Annotated in this window: 17 protein-coding genes and 1 riboswitch; of the genes, 11 read left to right on the forward strand and 6 right to left on the reverse strand. The window is 66.7% G+C overall.

Annotated features, from left to right (window positions below; translation table 11 throughout):
• Positions 1 to 182 precede the first annotated feature (182 nt).
• Genes ACFWHR_RS05475 through ACFWHR_RS05485 form a run of 3 tightly spaced genes read left to right on the forward strand, consistent with a single transcriptional unit; the run spans position 183 to position 2,799 of the window.
• Positions 183 to 1,187 carry an aliphatic sulfonate ABC transporter substrate-binding protein gene (locus tag ACFWHR_RS05475; RefSeq protein ID WP_382447252.1) on the forward strand — a complete coding sequence of 335 codons (1,005 nt, stop codon included), beginning with the start codon at positions 183 to 185 and terminating at the stop codon, positions 1,185 to 1,187.
• Between the two features lie 5 nt (positions 1,188 to 1,192).
• Entirely contained in the window at positions 1,193 to 2,014 is an 822-nt protein-coding gene (locus ACFWHR_RS05480) for an ABC transporter permease (protein ID WP_382447253.1), read from the forward strand.
• Positions 2,011 to 2,799, forward strand: coding sequence for an ABC transporter ATP-binding protein (locus ACFWHR_RS05485; RefSeq protein WP_382447254.1), 789 nt, complete (start codon positions 2,011 to 2,013; stop codon positions 2,797 to 2,799). Before ACFWHR_RS05480 ends, ACFWHR_RS05485 begins: the two co-directional genes overlap by 4 nt.
• A 49-nt stretch (positions 2,800 to 2,848) precedes the next feature.
• On the opposite strand, the gene ACFWHR_RS05490 is transcribed toward ACFWHR_RS05485, so the two are convergent.
• Positions 2,849 to 3,838, reverse strand: coding sequence for an epimerase (locus ACFWHR_RS05490; RefSeq protein ID WP_382447255.1), 990 nt, complete (start codon positions 3,836 to 3,838; stop codon positions 2,849 to 2,851).
• 99 nt (positions 3,839 to 3,937) lie between these two features.
• Between ACFWHR_RS05490 and ACFWHR_RS05495 the strand changes: the two genes are divergently transcribed.
• The 4 genes from ACFWHR_RS05495 to ACFWHR_RS05510 all read left to right on the forward strand — a co-directional run bounded on the left by ACFWHR_RS05495 (position 3,938) and on the right by ACFWHR_RS05510 (position 9,131).
• The gene (locus tag ACFWHR_RS05495) at positions 3,938 to 5,695 is read left to right on the forward strand and encodes a DUF6350 family protein (RefSeq protein WP_382447256.1); all 1,758 of its coding nucleotides are present in this window, start codon (positions 3,938 to 3,940) and stop codon (positions 5,693 to 5,695) included.
• 6 nt (positions 5,696 to 5,701) lie between these two features.
• Positions 5,702 to 5,811: riboswitch (TPP riboswitch) on the forward strand.
• Complete coding sequence (locus ACFWHR_RS05500) at positions 5,805 to 6,914, forward strand: thiamine ABC transporter substrate binding subunit (protein ID WP_382447257.1); 1,110 nt, start codon at positions 5,805 to 5,807, stop codon at positions 6,912 to 6,914. (Overlaps the previous riboswitch by 7 nt.)
• A gap of 4 nt (positions 6,915 to 6,918) precedes the next feature.
• Complete coding sequence (locus ACFWHR_RS05505) at positions 6,919 to 8,616, forward strand: ABC transporter permease (RefSeq protein ID WP_382447258.1); 1,698 nt, start codon at positions 6,919 to 6,921, stop codon at positions 8,614 to 8,616.
• Positions 8,616 to 9,131: a hypothetical protein gene (locus ACFWHR_RS05510; RefSeq protein ID WP_382447259.1), complete on the forward strand. Its 516-nt coding sequence runs from the start codon at positions 8,616 to 8,618 to the stop codon at positions 9,129 to 9,131. The genes ACFWHR_RS05505 and ACFWHR_RS05510 overlap by 1 nt, the downstream gene beginning before the upstream one ends.
• A 55-nt stretch (positions 9,132 to 9,186) precedes the next feature.
• Here the strand turns inward: ACFWHR_RS05510 and ACFWHR_RS05515 are convergent, their stop codons facing one another.
• The 3 genes from ACFWHR_RS05515 to ACFWHR_RS05525 are packed head-to-tail and all read right to left on the reverse strand — an operon-like array spanning position 9,187 to position 11,517.
• Positions 9,187 to 10,014 (reverse strand): MetQ/NlpA family ABC transporter substrate-binding protein, encoded by an 828-nt coding sequence (locus ACFWHR_RS05515; RefSeq protein WP_382447260.1) that lies wholly within the window; start codon positions 10,012 to 10,014, stop codon positions 9,187 to 9,189.
• A 40-nt stretch (positions 10,015 to 10,054) separates the two neighbouring features.
• Entirely contained in the window at positions 10,055 to 10,735 is a 681-nt protein-coding gene (locus tag ACFWHR_RS05520) for a methionine ABC transporter permease (RefSeq protein WP_382447261.1), read from the reverse strand.
• Positions 10,732 to 11,517 carry a methionine ABC transporter ATP-binding protein gene (locus ACFWHR_RS05525; protein WP_382447262.1) on the reverse strand — a complete coding sequence of 262 codons (786 nt, stop codon included), beginning with the start codon at positions 11,515 to 11,517 and terminating at the stop codon, positions 10,732 to 10,734. The genes ACFWHR_RS05520 and ACFWHR_RS05525 overlap by 4 nt, the downstream gene beginning before the upstream one ends.
• A gap of 67 nt (positions 11,518 to 11,584) precedes the next feature.
• Here ACFWHR_RS05525 and ACFWHR_RS05530 point away from each other — a divergent pair, with 67 nt between their 5' ends.
• The 4 genes from ACFWHR_RS05530 (at position 11,585) to ACFWHR_RS05545 (ending at position 14,814) form a co-directional block, all read left to right on the forward strand.
• Positions 11,585 to 12,028: an OsmC family protein gene (locus ACFWHR_RS05530; RefSeq protein WP_382447263.1), complete on the forward strand. Its 444-nt coding sequence runs from the start codon at positions 11,585 to 11,587 to the stop codon at positions 12,026 to 12,028.
• A 9-nt stretch (positions 12,029 to 12,037) separates the two neighbouring features.
• Positions 12,038 to 12,625, forward strand: a complete 588-nt coding sequence (gene purN, locus ACFWHR_RS05535) for a phosphoribosylglycinamide formyltransferase (protein WP_382447264.1) — start codon at positions 12,038 to 12,040, stop codon at positions 12,623 to 12,625.
• 84 nt (positions 12,626 to 12,709) lie between these two features.
• Positions 12,710 to 14,368: a bifunctional phosphoribosylaminoimidazolecarboxamide formyltransferase/IMP cyclohydrolase gene (gene purH, locus ACFWHR_RS05540; RefSeq protein ID WP_382447265.1), complete on the forward strand. Its 1,659-nt coding sequence runs from the start codon at positions 12,710 to 12,712 to the stop codon at positions 14,366 to 14,368.
• A gap of 92 nt (positions 14,369 to 14,460) precedes the next feature.
• Positions 14,461 to 14,814, forward strand: a complete 354-nt coding sequence (locus ACFWHR_RS05545; RefSeq protein ID WP_382447266.1) for a hypothetical protein — start codon at positions 14,461 to 14,463, stop codon at positions 14,812 to 14,814.
• A gap of 35 nt (positions 14,815 to 14,849) precedes the next feature.
• On the opposite strand, the gene ACFWHR_RS05550 is transcribed toward ACFWHR_RS05545, so the two are convergent.
• Together ACFWHR_RS05550 and ACFWHR_RS05555 are read right to left on the reverse strand one after the other, a co-directional pair.
• Positions 14,850 to 15,530 (reverse strand): hypothetical protein, encoded by a 681-nt coding sequence (locus ACFWHR_RS05550; RefSeq protein WP_382447267.1) that lies wholly within the window; start codon positions 15,528 to 15,530, stop codon positions 14,850 to 14,852.
• A gap of 93 nt (positions 15,531 to 15,623) precedes the next feature.
• On the reverse strand, positions 15,624 to 17,144 hold the full coding sequence (locus ACFWHR_RS05555) for an aldehyde dehydrogenase family protein (RefSeq protein ID WP_382447268.1): 1,521 nt from the start codon (positions 17,142 to 17,144) through the stop codon (positions 15,624 to 15,626).
• Positions 17,145 to 17,377 lie beyond the last annotated feature (233 nt).

The following is a 17,377-nucleotide window of genomic DNA, read 5'->3' on the forward strand; positions in this document are numbered from 1 at the left end:
TAATTTCTGACGCTTCGCGAGGCGAAAGCGTCAGAAATTACTCACCCAAGGGGGCAGGGGATAGGGGAGGAGGGGAGAGAGGGAGAGGGTGCGGGGGTGCGGGGGTCGTCGCGTAAACTGGGGTGGTTGCGCGCGGAGTCGCGCCAGCACGCGCGAAGCCGCGCCACCTCGAAAGGATCGCCGTGACCCGCCTTACACGCACGCTCACTCTGACCGCAGCAGCGACCGCCGCGCTCGCGCTCGCACTGACCGGTTGTTCGTCACAATCAAGCGGTTCCGGCGGCGACGCCGGTGCTTCGGGCGACGCCCTGCGAATGGGCACGCAACCGTGGCTCGGGTACGGCCAGTGGTACGTCGCAGAAGACCAGGGATTCTTCAAGGATCGCGGTGTCAACGTGCAGCTGTCGAGCTTCAACGCCGACTCAGATGTCAACGCCGCGCTCGCCGCAAACCGACTCGACATGGCGAACGTCGGCGCGCAGGCCGCACTGCAGTTCATCGACGAGGGGGTCGACGTCTCAATCGTGCTGATGCTTGACTCGTCGACGGCTGCGGACGCGATCCTGAGCACCTCGGACGTCAAGAGTGCAGCCGACCTCAAGGGCAAGTCGGTCGCGTTCGAAAAGGGTGCGACGAGTGAAATTTTGCTTGCCGAGGCGCTCGACGAGGCTGGGCTCTCGTTCGACGACATTGACGTGGTCGAGTCGTCCGCCGACAAAGTCACCCCCATGCTGCTCGCGGGCCGCGTCGACGCGGGGGTTACCTATGAGCCGTACATTAGCGAAGCGCTCGGATCTGACGCAGACGTCAATGCGGTCACGACCGCCGGCGAGTTCCCCGGCCTCATTACCGACGTGCTCGTCGTGCGCAACGACGTGCTCGACGAACGCCCCGACGAGGTGCGAAAGGTGCTCGCCGCCTGGGATGACTCGGTCGCCTACTACGAGAGCGATCCTGATTCCGCACGCGGCATCATCGCGGCCGGTGTCGGATCGGACGCCGCAGATCTCGACACAGCGTTCGATGGCGTGCACTACTACTCGCTCGCCGAGAACAGTGAGCAGCTCACGGGCGAGTACGCAACGAAAACGCTGCCCGCGCTGGTGTCGGTGGCGCAGCGCATCGGCCTTATCTCGGGCGACGTGGACGCACAGACCGCGATCCGCGCAGAGTTCCTCACTGAATAGCCAGCATGTCTGACGTCACATCCTCAGCACCAGTGCGCCGCAGGCGCGCGCGGATCGGGCGACCGATTGGCCGCCCCGCCTACCTCGTCACCGCGATCACGACGTTTGTTGTGCTGATCGCCGTGTGGTGGGCCGTGGGCGCGACGGGTCTCGCTGACCCCATGTTCCTGCCGGGGCCGGGAGCGGTACTCGGCGCGCTGAGTGACCAGATTGCGAACGGCGAGCTGTGGGCTGACATCGGGGTGAGCGCCTTCCGCATCTTGATGGGGTTCGCGATCGCGACCGTGATGGCAATCCCGATCGGCACCCTCATGGGCGTGAACTCCCGCGTGGAGGCGGCACTTGAACCGCTGATGGACTTCATTCGGTATATGCCGGTCGTGGCATTCGTGCCGCTCACCATCGTGTGGGTGGGCATCGACGAGAACCAGAAGTTCTTGATCATCTGGATGGGCACGTTCTTCCAGCAGGTACTGATGGTCGCAGACGCAGTGCGTCGCACGCCCCGCACGCTTGTGAGTCTCGGCGAGACGCTCGGACTGACGTGGTCGCAGCAGCTCGTCAGGATCGTCGTCCCGTCAGCGATGCCCCGCATCTGGGATGCGCTGCGCATCACGCTCGGGTGGGCATGGACCTGGCTCGTTGTCGCCGAGTTGGTCGCCGCCTCGAGCGGCATGGGGTATCGCATCACGGTCGCGCAGCGCTTCTTCGAGACGGACCTCATCATCGGCTACGTACTGGTGCTGGGTGTGCTCGGCCTGATTCTCGACCAGGCCATGCGCGCCGCCGGTCGTCGCATGTTCGCCTACCAGGAGGGCCGCTCATGAGCGCGCAAGACGCACCCGCTCCCGCTTCAGAGCTTGCACCCAAGCTTCGCGCGACCGGTATTTCCAAGCGCTTCGGCGAGGTCATTGCGCTTGAGGGCGTGAACCTCGAGGTCGGCGTGAACGAGTTCGTGTCAATTGTCGGGGCGTCGGGGTGCGGTAAGTCGACGCTCCTGTCTCTGATTGCAGGCCTCGACGAGCCCACCGTTGGCAGTCTCGAGGTCGACGGTGCTCCGATCACGGGGCCGGGTCGGGATCGCGGCGTGGTGTTTCAGCAGGCAACTCTGATGCCGTGGCTCACTGTGCAGCAGAACGTTGAGTTCGCGCTGCGAGGCGAGGCGGGGCTGTCGCGAGCCGCGCGAGCGGCTCGCGCGAGCGAGTTTCTGGGTCTCGTCGGACTCGAAGGGTTCGAGCGTGCGCGCCCCGCGCAGCTCTCGGGCGGCATGCAGCAGCGCGTCGCGTTGGCCCGTTCGCTGAGCTACGGCCCCGATATCCTGCTGATGGACGAACCGTTCGGCGCCCTCGATGCGCTCACCCGGCGCACCATGCAAGAGCTCCTGCTCGAAATCTGGGAACGACATCGTTTGACGGCGCTGCTCGTGACGCACGACATTGGCGAGGCTGTTGTCACGAGCGATCGCGTGGTCGTGATGAGCCCGCGCCCGGGGCGAGTGCAGCAGATCGTCGACGTGCCGATCCCGCGACCCCGCACGCTGGCATCCGAGCGCACCGTTGAGTTCCAAGACCTACAAGACGAGATCCTCGGTCTCATTCACGGCGCTGAATAACTCTGGGTAGCGCTGCATCGCGCCGATTCGGCCCGTTCGCGCCGCAAAGTTACTTCGCGTACGCGTCGCGGAGCGCGGGGTCGAGCTCGGGGTATTCGTACGTGAATCCAGCCTGTTCGAGGCGCTCGGGCAGCACCCACCGACTCTTGAGCACCAGCTCTGTTTCCGTGCGGATCGCCACAGCTCCGATCTCTTGCACCCACCTGGGCAGCGGCGGCCCGAACGGAGTGCCGAGCACGCGCCGAAGCGTTCGCATGAACCCGCGAGTGTTGGTGGGGTTCGGCGAGCTGAGGTTCACGGCGCCGTCGAGCTCCGGGTGCTCTTCAATAAAGTCGATGGCGCGGGCCGCGTCTTCGATGTGGATCCAGCTGAACCGCTGTGTACCGCGCCGCGCGGCGAACCGGTGTCCCGTGCCCGCGCGCACGCGCGCTCGACTGACCGGCCAACGGCCGTCGTACTGCGCCCCGCCGAGGCCAAGTTTGGCGAGCATCCGCAGTGTCGCGAGCACGCCGCCGTCACCGAGCACGATTGCCGTTCGCATTGCCACGCGTCGGGTGTTGGGTAGCTCGTCACGAAACAGCGCCTCCTCCCAGGCGCGGGCCACGTCGACAGAGAATCCGGTGCCGATATCGCCTTCGGATTCGGTCATCGGGCGGTCTTCGGCGTGGCGATAGATCGTTGCCGTCGAAGCGTTGGCCCAGAGTGGCGGGGGAGCGTCAGCCGCCGCGATCGCACGCGAAAGGAGTTCGGTTGTGCTCGTCCGTGAACTCATGATCTCGGCGCGATTCGCGGGAGTGTATCGGCAGTTCACACTCTTGCCTGAAAGCCCAATGACGAGCGCTGCACCGTCGATGGCAGCGTGCAGCGCCGCGGCGTCGCCCCACCCCACGTCTGCGCCTGACCTGCCCACCGTGGTGACCTCGCGCCCGGCCTCGCGGTACCGCCGAACGAGATAGCGGCCCATGAATCCGCCAGCGCCGGCGACGACCACCCGCCCGGTCGATGCTGCGCTCGCGTGGGGTTCCGCTGGTGAGGTCATCGACGCCCGCCCTTTCCATACCGTGTGGCCACAACACCCTTCACCCTACGGCAGCGTGGCCAGGGGTTTCGGGGGCGTCGGCCGAGTAAGATTTTGGCAATGAGATCCTTGGTGACCGCGATTATCGCCGCAATCGAGGCGGTCGCTGTGGCGCTCGCTGGCCTTGCCATCGTCGCCATCCCCGCGACTCTGGTGTGGGTCATTACTTGCGGGCTCGCGGCCGAGCCCGCATCGGTTGCGGCTGACATCACGGGTGTCTGGCTGCTCGCGCACTTCAGCCCGCTGCATTTCTCGGTGTCGGCAGAGGCAGCGCTCGGCTTGGGGCTTGCTCCACAGGCGCTCAGCTTCACGCTGTCACTCGCGCCGCTCGGCATCACCCTGTTCTCGGTGTTGCTCGCACTGCGTGCCGGGTGGCGGTTTGCCGGCAGGGGCGGAGTCGGTGCGATGGGCGTAATCGGCGGTGCTATTGGCTTTGGCGGCGTAGCCCTTGCCGCGGCGGCGCTCACCGGCCCGCTCCTCGCGTGGCCGGTGTCGCGCGCGGCGCTCGTCGCTGCCGCGGTGTACGGTGCCGCGTCGGCGCTGGCATTCTTGGTGCGAGCTGGCCGCGATGCGCATCCGTGGTGGCAACTGAGCGTGCGGCGCGTGCTGCAGGGGTTCGAGTATGTCGGGGTGGGGTCGGCATCAGCGCTGCCCACGCGTGCCGCCGAAACGCTGCGTCTCGCCGCCGCCGCGCTTGCCCTGATGTTCGGCCTCGCCGCACTCGGCTTCACCGTCGCTGTGGCAACCGGTTACGCCGACGTGACCGCGCTTACCCAGGGCTTACAACTCGACCCCATCGGATCACTCACCCTGTTTCTCGTGCAGCTGGCGTTCGTGCCGGTCGCCGTTGTCTGGAGTCTGGCGTGGTTTGCCGGCACCGGCTTCGCGATTGGCTCTGGAAGCTCGGTGACGCCCTTCGAGACGCTGCTCGGCCCCGTGCCCGCGCTGCCGATGTTCGGGCTGATCCCGGACGGCTGGGCTGATCGCGGCGCACTCGCGCCCGCGATCCTCGTATTTGCAGCACTCGTGCTGGGCGTCTTCTTTGCGCGACGGCCAGCGTTCCGACGCATGTCGTGGGGTGCCGCGCTCGTGATTCCTCTGCTCGCTGCGGCGCTCACGGGGCTCGCAGTGGCGGGCCTGAGCAGGCTCGCGGCGGGATCGATGGGTCCGGATCGCCTCGCGGAGAACGGCCCTGACGCCTGGCTCACCGGTGGCGTGCTCGCGCTTGAAGTCGGCGGCGGCCTACTCGTCGGCGTCATCGCCGGTCGCTTTGACGCGGCCAAGGTGCGAGCCTCGCTGCCCGAAGCTGTGCCGGGGCTCGACGCCGTGCGGCGGCTGCGCGACGGCGTCGCTGCGGCAGCGACGTCGAACGCTGCGGCCACGCCCGGTGCGCCCGCCTCAGCGAACGATCGCGTAACCGTCGCGGATGACGACGACGAGGCCCGCTCCCGCGTCGCCGCCGATTCCGAGGTCACCGCAGACTTTACGACGGCGGTCGACGAGGCGCTGGAACTGGCGGAACGTCCCGCGACCGAGGACGCGATCGCCGCCGAAGAGACTGAAATGGTCGCTATGGTCGACGAAAACGACCATTTGAGTGATCTCGACGAAAGTGATGCGGTCGAGGAGGGTGACGCGGCCGAGGAGGGTGATGCGGTCGAGGAGAAGGATGCGGTCGCGATCGAGGAGGGGAGCGACGAAGCTACGCTGCTGCGGGCGTACGCGTGGGATGCCGAAGTGGCTAGTGATCCGGAGCCTGAGCGGGAGCCAGATGCTGGCCGCCGAAGCGGTTGGCGCTGGCCGGGGCGCGGGCGCTAGGGTAAGAGGGCAATCCACGGGAGTCCCGACGCGCGGGGCTGAGAGGGAGCACGCGAGCTCCGACCGTTCAACCTGATCTGGTTCATGCCAGCGGAGGAAGGACGCCTCAATGACGCCTACACCCAATATTCATCGCGCGAGACGATTCGCGCTCACCTCGGTGGCCGTGGCAGCCGCTCTCGGTCTCACGCTTTCGGGATGCGCGACCGGTTCGGCCGACGACACCGATTCTGGCTCCGCAGACGGCGGTGACGCGAAGAAGGTGACGCTCGTCGTGCACGACTCGTTCCCCAACGACGACTTTGCGAAGGCCGCGAGCGCGGCGACTGGCTACGACGTGCAGGTCGTGTCGGCGGGCGACGGCGGCGAACTTACGAACAAGCTCGTGCTCACGAAGGGCGCGCCGATTGCTGACGCATTCTTCGGCGTCGACAACATCTTCGCCTCTCGGCTGCTCGACAACGACGTGGTGACGGCGTACACGCCCGACGATCTGCCTGACAGTGCCGGCGAATTCGCCGTCGACGGCGATACGAACGCCGGGCTTGTGCCGGTCGACCGCGGCGCGACCTGCATCAACGTCGATACCGCCTGGTTTGCGGAGCACGATCTTGCGGTGCCCGAAACGTACGAGGATCTCACGAAGTCGGAGTACAAGGACCTGACGGTGTTGCTCGATCCGACGGCATCGTCGACGGGGGCCTCCTTCCTCGTGGGGACCGTTGCCGAATTCGGCAAAGACGGTTTCACTGACTACTGGCAGAGACTCGTCGACAACGGAGCCCGCATCGAACAGGGGTGGAGCGACGCCTACTACGGTCAGTTCACGCAGGGCGGCGAAGACGGCACGAAGCCGATTGTCGTGTCGTATGCATCGTCCCCGGCATTCACCGTCGACGAAGCGGGCACCGCTTCGAGCACCTCGGCGCTGCTCGACACCTGCACCACTCAGGTCGAATACGCGGGTGTGCTGCAGGGGGCCGAGAACGAGGTCGGAGCTGAGGCGGTCGTCGACTACCTGGTATCGCACGAGTTCCAGCAGACGATTCCCGACGCAATGTACATGAACCCCATCGACGAGACCGTCAAGATGCCAGCAGCCTGGACGAAGTTCGCCCCCGAGCCCGCTTCGGGGCAGACGCACGACCTGTCATCGCGGGAGATCGAGGCCGGCCGAGAGGGCTGGCTGAAGACGCTGAGCGAGCAGATCGGGCTCTAACCTGGTGCGCCGCGGGGGTCTGGCCACCCGACGAGCCGGACTCGGCCCGTGGGGTGTCGCGACGTGGACCCTCGCGACGGCCGTGCCGCTCGCGTTTCTCGCGCTGTTCTTCGTGTGGCCGGTGCTGTCGCTCGTCGCGACGGGCTTCGTTACCGACGGCGTGCTCGACCTGAGCGGGGTGCCCGAGGTCTTCGGGGCGGCACGCACGTGGCGCGTCATCGGGCAGACGTTCGCACAGGCGGGGATGGCGACGATCCTGTCAATCGGACTCGGTGTGCCGGCGGCGTATGTGCTGTACCGGCTCGACTTCCGAGGCCGAGCAGTGCTGCAGGGGCTATTAACGGTGCCCTTCGTGCTGCCCACGGTCGTGGTCGGCGTAGCATTCTCTGCGCTGCTGGGCCCCGGCGGGCCGCTTGAATCGTGGGGGCTGGATCGCAGCTTCGTCGCCGTGGTGCTCGCGCTCACGTTCCCCAATGTCGGCGTGGTCGCGCGCACGGTTGGCGGTTTCTGGGCGCGTCTCGACGACACGTCGGAGCAGGCTGCGCGGGTGCTCGGAGCGTCCCGGGCCCGAGCCTGGCTCACGGTCACCCTGCCAGCTCTCGGACCGGCGCTCGCCTCGGCCGCCGCTCTCGTTTTTCTGTTCTGTTCGACCTCCTTTGGCATCGTGCTCATCTTGGGTGGCACCGCGTTCGCGAACGTCGAAACTGAGATCTTCCGGCTGACCGTGCAGTTTCTCGACTTGCGCGGCGCGGCGGTGCTGTCGATCGCGCAGTTCGCGATCGTCGGTCTTGCGCTCGTCGTCTCGACGCAACTGCGCCGCGCGGGGGAGCGGGCGGTGCAGTTGCGCGAGGAGCGGGGACCCGGTGCGCGGCCGAAGCGGGCCGATGCGCCGGTGCTGGTGCTCTTCGGGGTGACCGTCGCCGCTCTGCACGTGCTGCCCCTCGGCACGCTGCTCGTCCGTTCGCTTCGGGATCGCGCAGGCGACTGGACACTGGCAAACTTCGTCGCGCTTGTGCACCCGCCCGACGATCTTCCCATCGAGGGCACCGTGTGGCAGGCAATCGTGTCGTCCGTGCAGATCGCGCTCGCCGCCGCGATCATTGCCATGGTGCTCGGCATGCTGCTCGCGCTGGTGCTCTCACGCAGGCCGCGCTCGCGCACGCTGCGTCGCGGCATCGACCTGTTCGATGCGCTGGTGATGCTGCCGCTCGGGGTTTCGGCCGTGACCCTCGGCTTCGGGCTCCTGCTCACGATGCACCGCCCGCTCGGCATTGGCTTCGACCTGCGCACGTCGACCGTACTCATTCCGATTGCGCAGGCGCTCGTAGCGCTCCCGCTCGTGGTGCGCACGCTCCTACCGGTGCTGCGCGGGATCGCGCCGCAGCTGCGGGACGCAGCGGCTTCGCTCGGGGCCGGCCCATTCGCCATGCTCCGTACCATTGACCTGCCGCTGCTCGGCCGATCCGCTGGGCTCGCGCTTGGATTCGCGTTCGCGGCATCTCTCGGGGAATTCGGGGCGACCTCGTTTCTTGTGCGGCCCGGGGAGCAGACCTTGCCTGTCGCGGTCGCTGCCCTGATTGGGCATCAAGCGCCCGGCAGTTACGGCGCCGGCCTCGCGGGGGCCGTGGTGCTCGGTGTGCTCACCGCCGCGGTAATGCTGCTGGCTGAGCGTTGGCGCACAGACTCGCGAGGGGAATTTTGATGGGGGACACGATGGATCTCGACGTTGTGCTGATCGACGGTCGCTCCGGGTCAGGGAAGACGCAGCTCGCGAGCCGGATCGCCGAGCAGTTCGTTGCGATGGGCAGGCCGCCCCAGGTATTGCACGTCGAGGATCTGTACCCGGGGTGGGATGGACTAGCCGCGGGGTCGGCCGCGGTGGCCCCCGCGCTGCACGCGGGTGGCTATCGGGCTTACGACTGGGTCGCCGAAGCGTTTGGTGAGTGGCTGCCACTCGAGCGCCGCCCGCCGCTCATCATCGAGGGGTGCGGCGCCATCACCAGGGCGACGCTGGCAGCGGCGCAAGCGTGGGCCACGAACGCACGAGTGCACAGTGTGTGGCTCGAGTGCGCCGCAGCGATCCGTAAGCAGCGGGCTCTCGCGCGCGACGGGGACACGTATGCCCCGCACTGGGAACGCTGGGCGGCGCAAGAGGACGCGCAGTACGCTGAGCACCGGCCGTGGGATATCGCCGACGACATTGTGCACGCCGGGTAGTTTCGGTCAGGCCAGAACGCGGGCTGACGCGTTCGGAATCCCGGCCCACCCTCCGCTACTTGAACGCGATCGGCACGTCCTTCTCGGTGAGTACCTTGCGCACCTCATCGCTGTGGAAGGCCTTCGCGAGCGCCTGCACCTCGGGGGAGTCGGCGTTGTCTTCGCGGGAGACGAGTGACACTGCGAACTGCGGATCCTGCTCGGTTGCAATTGCATCGCCTTCGGGGGTGAGCCCCAGCTGCCGCGCGAACGTGCCGTGCAAGAAGACCGCGTCAGCCTCGGGGTAGGCGGCTGAGAGCTGCATGATGTCCACCTGCTGGAACTCGAGCTTCTTCGGATTCTTGGTGATGTCATCGACGCTGACCGACCAGGTGTCGACATCGGGGTCGAGCTCGATCAGACCGGCCTCCGCGAACATCTGCAGCGACCGGGCCGCGTTCGACGTGTCTTGCGGAATCACCACGCGCCCGCCCTCGGGCAGCTCGTCCATGCTCGCGTGCTTGCTTGAGTAGATGCCGACAACCGTCAAGTACACCGGCTCGATCGCGACGAGCGAAGCGTCGTTGCCAGCATTGAACTCTTCCATGAACGGCGGGTGCTGCACAAAGTTCGCGTCAAGCTCGCCGTTCTGCAACATCGAATTGGGCTGCACGTAGTCGGCGACCTCGACGAGCTCGATCTTGTACGGCGCTTCGATGGAGTCGGCGGCGGCGCGCACCACATCGGTCATGGGCGTCGTCGTCGCGGCGACCTTCAGGGTCTGGGTCGCCTCGCCGCCTGTGGAATCGGCGCTGTCTGACGCCGAGCTGCACCCCGCGAGGGTGAGCAGGGCGAGAGCGGTGGCACCGACGATCAGCTTGCGGCGCAGAGTGAGATGAGTCATGGTCTTCTTTCGTTCGTGAAAATCGGGTCGGGATCGTCGGCTAGCGATGATCAATGGCTCGTGAGATGCGGGTTCCCACGCCCTGCAGCACCATCACGCAGATCACAATGAGCGCGATGGTCACGTACATCAGGGTGAAGTCGTACTGGTGATAGCCGTAGCGCATGGCGAAGTCGCCCACACCGCCGCCACCGACGACCCCCAGCACCGTCGAATACGACACGAAGCTGATGGTTGCGGATGTGAGCGCGTAGACGAGTCCAGAGCGGCCCTCGACGAGCAGAAACCGGAACACGGTCTGCGGAATGGAGGCGCCCATCGATTCGGCCGCGTGCAGTAGGCCGCTCGGCAGCTCGAGCAGAATCTGCTCCGTGAGTCGCGCATAGATCGCGACCGCGACAAAGCCGAGCGGGAACGTAGCGGCGACCGTGCCGAAGCTGGTGTCGAATACGAGCCGCGTGAGGGGGATCATGAACACAACAAACAGCAGGAACGGGAACGAGCGAACCACGGTGACGTAGGCGTTCGCGATCGTCCAGATGGCGCGGCGGGGCATGACGCCGCCCGGGCGCGTGAGATAGATGAGCGTGCCGAGCGGCGTACCGAGCAGTACGGCGACCACGACGGAGGCGAGCACCATGTAGCCGGTCTCGCCCATGGCTTTGGCGATCTCGTCTCCATACTCGGAGAACGCGCGTCCGATTTCGTCGAAGATATTCATCGGCCGAGCACCGCCCGCACGTGATCGAGATAGCGCGGCTCGCGATCCTGACTCGCCTGCGGCACCGTGACCGTGTCGAGCAACCGGCCGCGCTCAAACACGGCGGCGGTGTCGCAGACCGCGCGAACGGCGTCGAGCTCGTGCGTGACGAGCGCGATCGTCGTGCCGAACTCGGCCCGGGTCGCCTGCAGCAGGTCTAAGATTTCGGCGGTTGTGTGCGTATCGAGCGCGGAGGTGGGCTCGTCGCAGAGCAGGAGGGTCGGGTCGCTGACAAGCGCCCGCGCGATGGCCACGCGCTGCTGCTGCCCGCCGGAGAGTTGTGCGGGGAAGCGGTCGAGCAGTCCGCTGAGCCCGACGAAATCGGCGATTGCGGCTACCCGGCCTGGGTCTCGACGCCCCTGAATGCGCAGCGGCATCGCGATGTTGGCGCGTGCGGTGAGGTTGCCGACGAGGTTGAAGTGCTGAAACACCACGCCGATCCGGTGCCGCATTTCGCGCATGCGCCGCGATCCCAGCGTTGCGAGATCAACGCCGTCGACGAGCACTCGGCCGTTGGTGGGGCGGTCGAGGCCGTTCATGAGCCGGAGCAGCGTCGACTTACCGGCGCCACTCTCGCCGAGAATGCCGAAGATTGCCCCGCGTGGAATGGTGAGGTTCACGGCGTGCAGCGCATCGACCGCGCTGGCGCCCTCGCCGAACCGCCTGGACACCTCTGTGAACACGACCGCCGGGCCTTCGCTGTCACCATTCATTGCCGGATCACCGATCGCCGTCCCTGTCATCGTCTGTAAAATAGACTCGGTCTAACATAGAAGTTTCTGCGTGAAGACGCAACTCGAAGGGAATCTAATGTCTCGAGAACACCCGCGGACGGAGTCGGGGGTCACCCCACTGCTCCCGCCGCTGTTCACCGCAGTGGCACACAACTCCGACGGCATAACGGGGGAGAGCCGGGTCGACGGCGGTCGTACGGTGACCGTCGCGTCGCCCACTGCGGCTGATCGCGGCACCGCGACCAACCCCGAAGAACTGCTCGCACTGTCCTGGGTCACATGCCTGAACGCTGCGGCCCGCGTGGTCGCGGGTCCCGGCATCGAGGTCGAAGCGAGCGCCGAGATTTCACTGCATCCACGCGCCGACGTCGGATTCGAGTTTTCTGGCAAGGCGGAGCTGAGATTCGTGGGCGTTCCGCTCGCGGAAGCGACGGCGTTGGCCGAGGCCGCGCACGAACGCTGCCCTGTCTCACGCATGCTGACCGGGCGCTCGAGCGTGAGGGTCTCGGCCGTCGCGTAAACTGATCCGGTGCTGAAAATCGCGGTTCTCATTTCTGGTGGCGGCAGCAACCTGAAAGCGCTGCTCGATGCGGCCGCGGAGCCTGATTTTCCGGCCCAGATCGTGTGCGTCGGGTCTGACACCGACGCTGACGGTCTGGAACACGCTCGCGCAGCCGGCATTCCCGCCTTCGTCGTGCGTCCCCGCGACTTCGGCTCGCGTGAAGACTGGGGTGCGGCACTCGCCGACGAGATTCGCGCGCACGACGCCGGTCTTGTGGTGAGCGCGGGCCTCATGCGTATTCTTCCGGCGGGCTTCGTGCGCGAGTTCAGCCCGCGCCTGATCAACACGCACCCGGCACTGCTCCCCGCATTCCCGGGAGCCCACGCGGTGCGTGACGCGCTCGCCGCCGGAGCCGCACGCACCGGTGTCACGGTGCACGTCATCGACGAGGGCGTCGACACCGGGCCCGTGCTGCGCCAGGCCGCCGTCGACGTGCGGCCGGGTGAAACCGAAGCGGAGCTGCACGAACGCATCAAACAGCTCGAACGACCGCTGCTGGTGCAGACCGTGCGTGATATCGCACTCGGTACGCTTCGGCTGCCCGGCGTCGGGTGATCCGGCACCGCACTCGACCCTCTCACTCTCAGCACAGCACCCAACGAATCTCGCATCCCACCCCGATCCAAGGAGTCCAGCCGCATGGCAGTTCAGAGCCACGATCCCAGCCTCTACGAGCACCGCGACGTCGTGCCGGTGCGTCGCGCACTCATCTCGGTGAGCGACAAGACGCGTCTGCTCGAGCTCGCTGCGGCGCTCGCGGAAGCCGAAGTTGAAATCGTTTCGACGGGCTCGACCGCCGCGACTATTCGCGACGCGGGCCATGCCGTCACCGATGTCGCCGAGGTGACCGGGTTTGCCGAGGCACTCGATGGGCGCGTGAAGACGCTGCACCCCGCCGTGCACTCGGGTCTGCTCGCCGATCTGCGTCTCGCGGACCACCGGAGTCAGCTCGAAGCGCTCGGCTTCGCGCCGTTCGAGCTGGTCGTCGTGAATCTCTACCCGTTTGAAGAGACAGTCGCCTCGGGCAAGCCCGCTGCCGATGTCATCGAGAACGTGGACATCGGCGGCCCCGCCATGGTTCGCGCGAGCGCGAAGAACCACGCGAACGCGGCAATCGTTGTCTCCCCGGCGCGCTATGACGAGATCATCGCGGCCGTGCAGTCGGGCGGCACGACGCTTGCGCAGCGCCGCTCGCTCGCCACCGAGGCGTTCGTGCAAACCGCACAGTACGACGCTGCCGTCGCGAACTGGTTCCTTGAGCAGGAGGACATCGCCTGGGGCGAGGCTGCCCCCGCCGAGCTCGACTCAGAGGAGGCGTCGATCGACAGCATCTTCGAGACCACTGAAGGGTACGTGGGGTACGAGGTATTCGGGCTGCGCGAGTCTGTGCTGCGCTACGGTGAGAACAGCCACCAGCGCGCGGCGCTCTTCACCGAGAACGAGGGCTCCGGCATCGCGCAGGCCACTCAGCTGCACGGTAAAGAAATGTCGTACAACAACTACGTGGACGCCGATGCGGCACTCCGCGCGGCATTCGATCACGAGCGCCCGGCGGTTGCCATCATCAAGCACGCCAACCCATGCGGCATTGCTGTCGCCCCCGAGGGCGCGGCCGACGAAATCGCTGCGGCCCACGAACTCGCTCACGCCTGCGATCCGGTCTCGGCCTACGGTGGTGTCATTGCGACGAACCGCACCGTGACCGCCGCGATGGCTGAGACGGTCGCCGGAATCTTCACCGAGGTGATCGTCGCCCCGAGCTTCGAGCCCGACGCACTCGCGATCCTCACCCAGAAGAAGAATCTGCGCCTGCTGGTGCTGCCGGCCGATTTTGCCCCGAACCCGGTTGAACTGCGCCAGGTGTCTGGTGGCTTCCTGCTGCAAGATTCGGATCGCTCCTTCGCGCCGGCCGCGGAGTGGACACTCGCCACGGGCGAGCCTGCCGACGCTGAGACTCTCGCTGACCTTGAGTTCGCGTGGCGCGCGAGCCGAGCCGTGAAGTCGAACGCGATCCTGCTCGCCTCGGGCGGCGCCTCGGTCGGCGTTGGCATGGGCCAGGTCAACCGAGTCGACTCGTGCCGACTGGCGGTCGAGCGTGCGGGTGACCGCGCACGAGGGTCGGTCGCTGCCTCTGACGCGTTCTTCCCGTTCGCCGACGGTCTGCAGGTGCTGCTCGACGCGGGTGTGCGCGCGGTGGTGCAGCCGGGCGGCTCGGTGCGCGACCCCGAAGTGATTGAAGCCGCGCGAGCCGCGGGCGTGACCATGTACTTCACGGGTGAGCGTCACTTCTTCCACTAAGGCTCTGACCAGCGGTTTTCACGCCCATTCATCAGGTGTGAGCAAGCCTCGCCTTCATTGCGAACGCGTGCTCATGCCGGGAGAATGAAGGCGTGGAAATCGTTAAGGGAATACTCATCGTCTTGCACCTCGTTGGCTTCGGCGCGGTGTTCGGCAGCACGCTCGCTCAGCTGTCGGCGGTGAAGGAAGCCCGCGCCCGCATCACCCCGGGCATCATGCACGGCGCCTGGCTGCTGCTCGCGACCGGATTGTTGCTCGTGGGCACCATCTACATGGGTGGCGGGCAGCCGAACAACGCGAAGATCGGCGTTAAGCTCGTCGTGCTGCTGGTGCTCATCGCGATTGTGCTCGTGGGTCGCAAGAAGCAGCCGGTTCCGGCCGGGTTCCTCGGAGCGATCGCGGGGCTTTCAGTGGTCAACGTAGCCCTCGCGGTGCTCTGGCACTGAGCGGAATCGCCGCCGGGCCTGTTCGGCTGGGCGGCTCAGTAGGTGACGTCGGCCCGTGAGGATTCGATGAACCGCTGCATGCCGTCGCCCTGCTCCGCGAACTCGCCGCCGCCGCACATACCCACGGCGAGCAGCGCGAAATCCCCGTCGCGGTGAGCGTAGGCGACGCCCTCAATACTTGGGTCTTCGGGCGCCGTGAAGTGCACGTTCGCGAAATCGAGCGCCGCGGTCATGGCGCCCGCATTGATGTCGGCGTCGAGTTTGACCGGCTTGCTCGGCTCGATCGAGAGTGTGACACGGGCCGCCTTCTCGCCCATCTCAGCGGCGACATCGTTCGCGATGGTCGCCGATGTCGGCTCCTTTTCCGTTCCCATGCCAGCGGGCTGACGGAAGTCGATGATGCACTTCGCCGACACCTGCATCTGCACGACGCCCTTTTCGTCGGTGATCGGGAGCGGCTTCCAGCCGTTCGGCAACTCATCGGGGAATGACCACAGGAGATCTTTTGGTGGTGCGCCCGTGGTGATCTTCGCAAGGAGATCGGTTTCGTCCGAGGTGAGCGCGTCGTCTGCCTGCTCGTCCGCCGGGCTTTCGGACTGATCGGTCGTCGGCTTGGTTTTCGCTGTCGGCTCGGGCGCAGCAGTACCGCTGCACCCGCTGAGGGCCGCGATCATTGTTGCAGCGGCGAGCCAGGGCAGCATCTGATGTGACTTCATGCCCATAGGGTAACCGGTGACGAAGTGGGCGGCGGGTTTTCCGCCGCCCACTTCGTGGTCGCGAGCTGGTGGGCTGGCGAGCTGGTAGGCGGGTTAGCGCCAGCGTGCGCCCCAGTTCTGTGACTCGCCTGCCGGAGCGATGTGCTGCGGGATGCCGAGGGGGTTGGTGGTGCGGAGCGCTTCGGGGAGGAGCGCCTCAGGTGCGTTCTGGAAGGCGACGGGGCGCAAGAATCGGGTGATTGCTGCGGTGCCGACCGAGGTTGATGCGTCGTTCGTGGTTGCGGGCCAGGGGCCGCCATGCTGCTGGGCCGGGGTAACGGCGACGCCCGTGGACCAGCCATTGAACAAGACGCGGCCGACCTGGTTCGCGAGCGCGGCGATGAGCGCGCGGAGCGCGTCTGCGTTGTCGGTCGTGCCGGTCGCTTCTGCTTCGCTGAGGTGGAGGGTGCCGGAGAGGTTGCCCTCGTAGAACTCGGGCATCAGGGCTGCGAGGTCGGTGCCGGCTGGGGTCTCAACGAGGATCGACAGCGGCCCGAACGATTCCTCGAGGAGGGATTCACGGCCCGCGCGGAAGTCGTCGAGGCCGATGACCGCGATCGTGGGGGTCGCCCAGCCCTGACCGTCTTCGTCGAATCGGATGCCGCCCTCGATCACTGGGCGCGCGCCGGGAGTATTGAGCACCGCGGTGCGGCGTTCATCGTAGCTCTGCGCGATGCGGGGGTCGAGGAGGCGGTGCTCGGGGAACTCTGTGGCGCTCGCGGTGATCGCTGCGGTGAGTTCGCCGCCTTCGGGGATGAACGCGAAGCCGGGCTTGGTGCAGAGCTGCCCGGCGGAGCCGGCGACGCTGGTGAGGTAGCCGGACGCGATTTCTGTGGCGCGTTCCTCAATGGCGGCTGCGGTGATGAAGACGGGGTTCACGCTGCCGAGTTCACCGAAGAACGGGATGGGTGCTGGCCGGTTCGCGGCGATGTCTGCGAGGAGACGACCGACGCGGATGGAGCCGGTGAACGAGCCTGCTTTGATCCGCGGGTCTTTGAGGACGGCGACTCCAGCTTCACGGCCGTGGATGAGTTGGAACGAGCCCTCGGGCAGGCCAGCGGCGGTGAGGGCTTCGGCGGCGACGGCGGCGGTCGCGTCGGAGAGCTCTGCGTGGCTGGAGTGAGCCTTCACGATCAGGGGGCAGCCGGCTGCGAGGATCGCGGCGGAGTCGCCGCCCATGACGGAGAACGCGAACGGGAAGTTCGAGGCGGAGAAGTTAATGACCGGGCCGACGGGGATGTGGGTGCGTCGGATGTCGGGGCGTGCGCCGAGGGCGAAGCCCGGGTCGGCGTGGTCGATGCGTGCATCGAGGTAGCCGCCGTCAACGATGGTGTCAGCGAACAGGCGCAGCTGCACGGCGGTGCGGGTGACTTCTCCGGTGAGGCGGGCTTCGGTGAGGCCGGTTTCGCGGGCTGCGATCTCGACGAGGTCTGCTTTGGCTGCTTCGAGTGCATCGGCGGCCGCGACGAGTGCGTGGGCGCGTTGGGTTGCTGTTGTTGCGGCGAGCAGCGGTGCGGCTGCGGTGGCGCGTGCAACGACGGCTTCAAGATCGGGGGAGAGGGCTTCGTTGGTCATGCATCGATCCTTCGTTGTCGGGGCAGCAGTGCCTGCGGGAACCGCTGCAATTCTTCCAGGCTGGGCCGTGCTGTGGGCTTTCTGGGTTGCACAGTCGTGAGTGATTTGACCGTGCGCGGAGGCTGCTTCGGGCTCGTGCCCGGACTCCGCTGGCGATCGTATTCGAAACGTGACCTGAACGCCGCGCGCGTCGACTATACAATGTAAAATTGTACAGGGCGTCGCTGGTGACG

It is taken from the genome of Leucobacter sp. NPDC058333, from assembly GCF_042726155.1.
Lineage (GTDB): Bacteria > Actinomycetota > Actinomycetes > Actinomycetales > Microbacteriaceae > Leucobacter.

Excerpts from the sequence above, each read along its gene's own strand:
- ACFWHR_RS05495 (WP_382447256.1), top strand. The coding sequence starts at position 3,938 with ATGAGATCCTTGGTGACCGCGATTATCGCCGCAATCGAGGCGGTCGCT.
- ACFWHR_RS05520 (WP_382447261.1), bottom strand. The coding sequence starts at position 10,735 with ATGAATATCTTCGACGAAATCGGACGCGCGTTCTCCGAGTATGGAGAC.
- ACFWHR_RS05530 (WP_382447263.1), top strand. The coding sequence starts at position 11,585 with ATGTCTCGAGAACACCCGCGGACGGAGTCGGGGGTCACCCCACTGCTC.
- ACFWHR_RS05555 (WP_382447268.1), bottom strand. The coding sequence starts at position 17,144 with ATGACCAACGAAGCCCTCTCCCCCGATCTTGAAGCCGTCGTTGCACGC.
- ACFWHR_RS05500 (WP_382447257.1), top strand. The coding sequence starts at position 5,805 with ATGACGCCTACACCCAATATTCATCGCGCGAGACGATTCGCGCTCACC.
- ACFWHR_RS05550 (WP_382447267.1), bottom strand. The coding sequence starts at position 15,530 with ATGAAGTCACATCAGATGCTGCCCTGGCTCGCCGCTGCAACAATGATC.
- ACFWHR_RS05480 (WP_382447253.1), top strand. The coding sequence starts at position 1,193 with ATGTCTGACGTCACATCCTCAGCACCAGTGCGCCGCAGGCGCGCGCGG.
- ACFWHR_RS05510 (WP_382447259.1), top strand. The coding sequence starts at position 8,616 with ATGGGGGACACGATGGATCTCGACGTTGTGCTGATCGACGGTCGCTCC.
- ACFWHR_RS05515 (WP_382447260.1), bottom strand. The coding sequence starts at position 10,014 with ATGACTCATCTCACTCTGCGCCGCAAGCTGATCGTCGGTGCCACCGCT.
- ACFWHR_RS05490 (WP_382447255.1), bottom strand. The coding sequence starts at position 3,838 with ATGACCTCACCAGCGGAACCCCACGCGAGCGCAGCATCGACCGGGCGG.
- ACFWHR_RS05485 (WP_382447254.1), top strand. The coding sequence starts at position 2,011 with ATGAGCGCGCAAGACGCACCCGCTCCCGCTTCAGAGCTTGCACCCAAG.
- ACFWHR_RS05525 (WP_382447262.1), bottom strand. The coding sequence starts at position 11,517 with ATGACAGGGACGGCGATCGGTGATCCGGCAATGAATGGTGACAGCGAA.
- purH (WP_382447265.1), top strand. The coding sequence starts at position 12,710 with ATGGCAGTTCAGAGCCACGATCCCAGCCTCTACGAGCACCGCGACGTC.